The sequence below is a fragment of the Streptomyces sp. NPDC005799 genome, from assembly GCF_040630525.1.
In the GTDB taxonomy this organism is placed as follows: domain Bacteria; phylum Actinomycetota; class Actinomycetes; order Streptomycetales; family Streptomycetaceae; genus Streptomyces; species Streptomyces griseorubiginosus_B.
The window spans coordinates 143,512-149,511 of the sequence record NZ_JBEXXQ010000024.1; the positions used below are offsets into that span (position 1 = coordinate 143,512).

6 protein-coding genes are annotated in these 6,000 nt (G+C 68.3%); 1 reads left to right on the forward strand and 5 read right to left on the reverse strand.

Annotation, left to right across the window (positions count from 1 at the left end):
- Nucleotides 1-34 precede the first annotated feature (34 nt).
- The 5 genes from ABZ453_RS24195 to ABZ453_RS24215 all read right to left on the reverse strand — a co-directional run bounded on the left by ABZ453_RS24195 (nt 35) and on the right by ABZ453_RS24215 (nt 5,140).
- Nucleotides 35-355, reverse strand: a complete 321-nt coding sequence (locus tag ABZ453_RS24195) for an L-rhamnose mutarotase (RefSeq protein WP_359017551.1) — start codon at nt 353-355, stop codon at nt 35-37.
- Between the two features lie 32 nt (nt 356-387).
- Nucleotides 388-1,467, reverse strand: a complete 1,080-nt coding sequence (gene rhaS, locus ABZ453_RS24200) for a rhamnose ABC transporter substrate-binding protein (RefSeq protein ID WP_359017553.1) — start codon at nt 1,465-1,467, stop codon at nt 388-390.
- A 121-nt stretch (nt 1,468-1,588) separates the two neighbouring features.
- Nucleotides 1,589-2,563, reverse strand: coding sequence for an ABC transporter permease (locus ABZ453_RS24205; protein ID WP_359017555.1), 975 nt, complete (start codon nt 2,561-2,563; stop codon nt 1,589-1,591).
- Nucleotides 2,556-3,626 carry an ABC transporter permease gene (locus tag ABZ453_RS24210; RefSeq protein ID WP_359017557.1) on the reverse strand — a complete coding sequence of 357 codons (1,071 nt, stop codon included), beginning with the start codon at nt 3,624-3,626 and terminating at the stop codon, nt 2,556-2,558. Before ABZ453_RS24210 ends, ABZ453_RS24205 begins: the two co-directional genes overlap by 8 nt.
- The gene (locus ABZ453_RS24215) at nt 3,623-5,140 is read right to left on the reverse strand and encodes a sugar ABC transporter ATP-binding protein (protein WP_359017559.1); all 1,518 of its coding nucleotides are present in this window, start codon (nt 5,138-5,140) and stop codon (nt 3,623-3,625) included. The genes ABZ453_RS24210 and ABZ453_RS24215 overlap by 4 nt, the downstream gene beginning before the upstream one ends.
- 282 nt (nt 5,141-5,422) lie before the next feature.
- Between ABZ453_RS24215 and ABZ453_RS24220 the strand changes: the two genes are divergently transcribed.
- A partial coding sequence (locus tag ABZ453_RS24220) for a TIM barrel protein (protein WP_359017561.1) occupies nt 5,423-6,000 on the forward strand: 578 nt, incomplete at its 3' end.

A 6,000-nucleotide genomic window follows, 5' to 3' on the forward strand; every position in this document is an offset into this window, starting at 1 on the left:
CCAGCGAGGGGGCGGGGACGATCGGCGAGGGCGGTCAGGCGAGGTGGAACACTTCCGTGAGCGGTTTCATGGCCTCGTCGGGCCGGGCGCCGTCCAGCGACTCGAAGAACGGCGCCATCTCCGCCTGCCAGCGGGCGTTGACCTCGGTGGCCTCCATGCCGGCCTGGGCGGCGGCGAAGTCCTCGGTCTCCAGATAGCCCACGAGCAGGCCGTCGTCGCGCAGGAAGAGGGAGTAGTTGTGCCAGCCGGTGGCGGAGAGCTCCTCGAGCATCTCCGGCCACACGGCGGCATGGCGTTCGCGGTACTCGGCGAGCCGGTCCTCGCGGACCTTGAGGAGGAAACAGACGCGCTGCATGAAGTACCAGCTTCCGAACGGGACGAAGGGGCCTAGAAGTTGAACTGGTCGATGTTCTTCGCGGTGAACACGGTCGGCTTGCCGAGCGTGATCACGCCGTCCTTGCCGATGGTGTACGTGGTCGAGCCGGCCTTGAACGTCTCACCCTCCTTGCCGGTGATCTGACCGGAGGCCAGCGCCACGGCGGTGCGGGCGGCGAGGTCGCCGAGCTTCGCCGGGTCCCACAGCTCGAAGCCCTCGACGGTGCCGTTCTTGACGTAGTTGCGCATGTCGTTGGGGGTGCCGAGGCCGGTGAGCTTGACCTTGCCCTTGTACTTGGAGCCGGACAGGTACTGGGCGGCGGCCTTGATGCCGACGGTGGTCGGGGAGATGATCCCCTTCAGGTTCGGGTACTGCTGCAGCAGGCCCTGGGTCTGCTGGAAGGACTGCTGGGCGTCGTCGTTGCCGTAGGCGATCTTGACCAGCTTGATGTTCTTGTACTTGGGGTCCGCCAGCTCCTTCTTCATGAAGTCGATCCACACGTTCTGGTTGGTCGCGGTCTGCGCGGCCGACAGGATCGCGATCTCGCCCTTGTAACCGATCTGCTGGGCCAGCAGCTGCACCTCGGTACGGCCGAGGTCCTCGGCGGAGGCCTGCGAGACGAAGGCGTTGCGGCAGTCCGGCTTGGTGTCGGAGTCGTAGGTGACGACCTTGATGCCGTTGCTCATGGCCTGCTTCAGCGCGGTGCACAGGGCGCCCGGGTCCTGCGCGGACACTGCCATCGCGTTCACCTGCTGCTGGGTGAGCGTGTTGACGTAGGAGACCTGCCCGGAGGTGTCGGTGGCGCTGGAGGGGCCGACCTCCTTGTACTTGCTGCCGAGTTCGGTCAGCGCCTTCTCGCCGCCCTTGTCGGCGGAGGTGAAGTAGGGGTTGTTGACCTGCTTGGGCAGGAACCCGACGGTCAGCCCCTTCTTCAGCGCGGCGTTCGGGTCGGCCTTGGCGGTGGAGGTGGCCGCCTTGTCGTCACTCTTGGAGTTGTTCTTGGTGGTACCACCACAGGCGGTGAGGGCCAGGGCGAGGGAGGTTCCGGCGGCGAGCGCCGCGCAGGCACGACGGAGGGATGACTTACGCATGGCGGATTCCTTTTGACGAAGGGTGAGTACGACGCGCCCTGAAGGGGCGCGGGGCGGAGTCGATGTGCGGCTCCGCCGCGGGGCGCGACCAGCCACGACGGACCCGCAGCTGAAAACCGGTCTAACCAGCGGAACGTGCCGCTCGTGCGACAGCGACCTGCCGAGCGACCCTGGGACCGAGCACGGAGATCACGAGCAGCACACCCGTGACGACGATCTGCGACTGTGCCGAGACATTGAGCAGGCTCATCACGTTCTGCAACGCCCCGAGCAGGAAGACACCGGCGATCGCACCGCCCAGCGTCCCCTTGCCCCCGTCGAAGTCGATGCCGCCGAGCAACACGGCGGCGACGACGGACAGTTCAAGACCCGTGGCGTTGTCGTACCGCGCACTGGCGTAGTGCAGCGCCCAGAAGATCCCGGTCAGGGACGCCATCAGTCCCGTCGCCATGAACAGGATGAGCTTGTGGCGCTTGACCCGGATCCCGGCGAACCGCGCCGCCTCCTCACTCGCGCCGATGGCGAACAGCGACCGCCCGAACGGCGTGGCGTGCAGGACGACCACGGCGATGACGAGCAGTACGAGGAAGGGCAGGAAGGCCTGCGGGAGGAACGTGTTCCCGAGCCGTCCGGCCGCGAAGTTCAGGTACTGGGAGGGGAAGTCGGTCACCGCGTCGGAGCCGAGCACGATCTGTGCGATGCCCCGGTAGGCGGCGAGGGTGCCGATGGTGACGGCGAGGGAGGGCAGTCCGAGCCGGGTCACCAGCAGGCCGTTGACCAGCCCGCAGACCAGGCCCAGCAGCAGGCACAGCGGGATGATCGTCTCGATCGCCATGCCCTCGTTCCACAGCTTGCCCATCACCGCGCCGGACAGACCGGCCGTGGAGGCGACGGACATGTCGATCTCACCGGAGACGACCAGCATCGTCATGGGCAGGGCGACCAGGGCGATCGGCAGGGTGTTGCCGATGAGGAAGGAGAGGTTCAGGGCGTTGCCGAAGCCGTCCACCGTGCCGAACGACAGCAGCAACAGCACGACCAGGAGGGCGCCGACGACCGTGTCCCAGCGGACCGCGCGCGTGAGCGAGTCAGGCATGGCGGGCGTTCCCCTTCTGCAGGGCCGTCTTCTTCGCGGCCGACTTCTTCAGCGCGGAGGCCACGCGCAGCGCGACGATCCGGTCGACCGAGATGGCGAGGATGAGCAGGATGCCGTTGATGGCGAGCACCCACACCGAGCTGACACCGAGGGCGGGCAGCACGCTGTTGATGGAGGTCAGCAGCAGGGCACCAAGCGCGGCGCCGTACACGCTGCCGGAGCCGCCGGTGAAGACGACACCGCCGACCACGACCGCGCTGACGACGGTGAGTTCGTAACCGGTTCCGGTCCCGGAGTCGACGTTGCCGAAGCGGGCCAGGTACATGGCGCCCGCGAGGCCGGCGAGTGCGCCGCAGAAGGTGTACGCGGCGAGGATCCGCTTGCGGACCGGGATGCCGGCCAGCCGCGCGGCCTCCGGGTTGGAGCCGAGCGCGTACAGCTCCCGTCCGCTGCCGAAGCGCTTGAGGTAGTACGCCGTCGCCACCAGCACCGCCAGCGCGATCAGCGCCAGCCACGGCACCGCGGAGATGCCGCCGGAGCCGAAGTCCACGAAGCCGCCCGGCAGGTCGGCCGCCGTGATCTGGCGGGAGCCGACCCATATGGAGTCGATGCCACGGATGATGTAGAGCGTGCCCAGGGTGACGACGAGGGCCGGGACCTGGCCGAGGCTGACGAGCAGACCGTTGAGCAGGCCGAAGCCGATGCCCAGCAGCACCGCCAGGACGACGGCGACGACCGCGTTCCCGCCTCCGTGGAGGTAGTCGCCGGCGGCGAAGGCTGCGATGCCGAGGGTGGAGCCGACGGACAGGTCGACGTTCCTCGTGATCACCACCAGGGACTGGCCGGTGGCGACCAGGACCAGGATGGTCGCGTTCAGCAGCAGGTCCTTGATGCCCTGTTCGGACAGGAAGTCGCTGTTGCCGATCTGGGTGATGACGATCATCACCAGGAAGACGACCAGGATGGCGAGTTCGCGCATCTTGAACACGCGGTCGACGAGCCGGGTGCCGCTGGACCTGGGCACGTCGGCGACGGGGGTTTCGCTGGGAGTGGTCACCGTCATGCGGCGGCCCTCCCGGTGGCTGCGGCCATCACGGTTTCCTCGGTGGCTTCGGCGCGTGGGATCTCGGCGGCGAGGCGGCCCTCGTGCATCACGAGCACGCGGTCGGCCATGCCGAGGATCTCGGGCAGGTCGGAGGAGATCATCAGGACGGCCACGCCGTCGGCGGCCAGCTCGCTGAGCAGCCGGTGCACCTCGGCCTTGGTGCCGACGTCGATGCCTCGGGTGGGCTCGTCGACGATCAGCACCTTCGGCCCGGTGGCGAGCCACTTGGCGAGGACGACCTTCTGCTGGTTGCCGCCGGACAGGGTGTTGACGGTGTCGGCGATCCGGGCGTACTTCACCTGGAGCTTGACCGCCCAGTCGAGGGAACGGCTGCGCTCGGCGCCCCGGTCCATGAGGCCGGCCCTGACGGTCGTACGGAGGCCGGTGAGGCCGATGTTGCGCTCGATGGACATGTCCATCACCAGGCCCTGGGCCCGCCGGTCCTCGGGGACGAGGGCGAGGCCCGCGGCCATCGCGGTGGAGGGGGCGCCGTTGGTGAGCTTGCGCCCCTCGACCTCGACCTCGCCGGCGTCCCAGCGGTCGATGCCGAAGACGGCGCGCGCCACCTCGGTGCGACCGGCGCCGACGAGTCCGGCGAGACCGACGATCTCTCCGTGGCGCACCTCGAAGGAGACGTCGGTGAAGACGCCCTCCCGGGTCAACCGCCGTACGCTGAGGGCGACTTGACCGGGCTTGACGTCCTGCTTGGGGTAGAGCTCGTCGAGGTCGCGGCCGACCATGCGGCGCACCAGGTCGTCCTCCGTCATGCCCTCGATCGGCTCGCTGGAGATCCAGGCGCCGTCGCGCAGGGTGGTGACCCGCTGGCAGATCTCGAAGATCTCCTCCAGCCGGTGCGAGATGAACAGCACAGCGGCGCCCTGTTCACGCAGGGTGCGCACGACACCGAAGAGCCGGGCGACCTCGCTTCCGGTGAGGGCGGCCGTCGGTTCGTCCATGATCAGGACGCGGGCGTCGAAGGAGAGTGCCTTGGCGATCTCGACGATCTGCTGGTCGGCGATGGACAGGCCGCGCGCCGGGCGGTCGGGGTCGAGTTCGACCCCGAGGCGCTGCATCAGCGCCAGGGTCGCCGCGTGCGTGGCCTTGTGGTCGATCCGGCCGAGGGCGCGCCGGGGCTGGCGGCCCATGAAGATGTTCTCGGCGATCGAAAGGTCGGGAAAGAGCGTGGGCTCCTGGTAGATCACGGCGATGCCGGCGTCGCGGGCGTCACCGGGGCCGTGGAAGACGACGGGCTCACCGTCGAGCAGTACCCGGCCTGCGTCCGGCCGGTGCACCCCGGCGAGGGTCTTGATCAGGGTGGACTTGCCCGCACCGTTCTCACCGGCGAGGGCGTGCACCTCGCCGGGGAACAGTTCCAGGGACACGTCCCGCAGGGCACGCACGGCGCCGAAGGACTTCGAGATGTCCTCGAGCGCCAGCACCGGGGCCGGACCCGCGTCGGACGGGTGGGTCATGAGGGGCTCCTCGACGATGCTCCAGGGGACCCTCGGGAGGTCCTCACGGCGTCGTGAAAGGTTTCAACTTGGTTGCCGGGACGTTAGGCGCGGCGAGCTTGTCACGTCAATGGGTGAGCCCCGAAAAAATTTCGAGAGTCCTTCGAGAGCCAAAGGTCACGGTCAGGCCACGGGCAACAGGGTGTGCGCGAACGCTTGACACCCTGCACAACCGGCCTAAGCTTCCCCTCCTGAATCGATTCATACTGAAGCCTTCCGACCCGACGTCACAGGAGCCCTGAAGTGACCGAGCTCGCCGCGGTGAAGTCCGCGCTCAAGACCCAGGCAGTCGAGACACCGTCGTGGGCGTACGGGAACTCGGGGACCCGGTTCAAGGTGTTCGCCCAGCAGGGAGTTCCCCGTACACCGCAGGAGAAGCTGGCCGACGCCGCGCAGGTGCACGCGCACACCGGTGTCGCGCCGACGGTCGCCCTGCACATTCCGTGGGACAAGGTCGACGACTACGGTGCTCTGGCGAAGTACGCCGAGGACCACGGCCTGAGGCTGGGGGCGATCAACTCCAACACCTTCCAGGACGACGACTACAAGCTCGGCAGCATCTGCCACCCCGATGCGGCCGTGCGCCGCAAGGCGGTCGACCACCTGCTGGAATGCGTCGACATCATGGACGCCACCGGCTCCCACGACCTCAAACTGTGGTTCGCCGACGGCACCAACTACCCCGGCCAGGACGACCTCCGCGCCCGCCAGGACCGCCTCGCGGACGGTCTGGCCGAGGTCTACCAGCGGCTCGGCGAGGACCAGCGGATGCTGCTGGAGTACAAGTTCTTCGAGCCCGCCTTCTACTCCACCGACGTCCC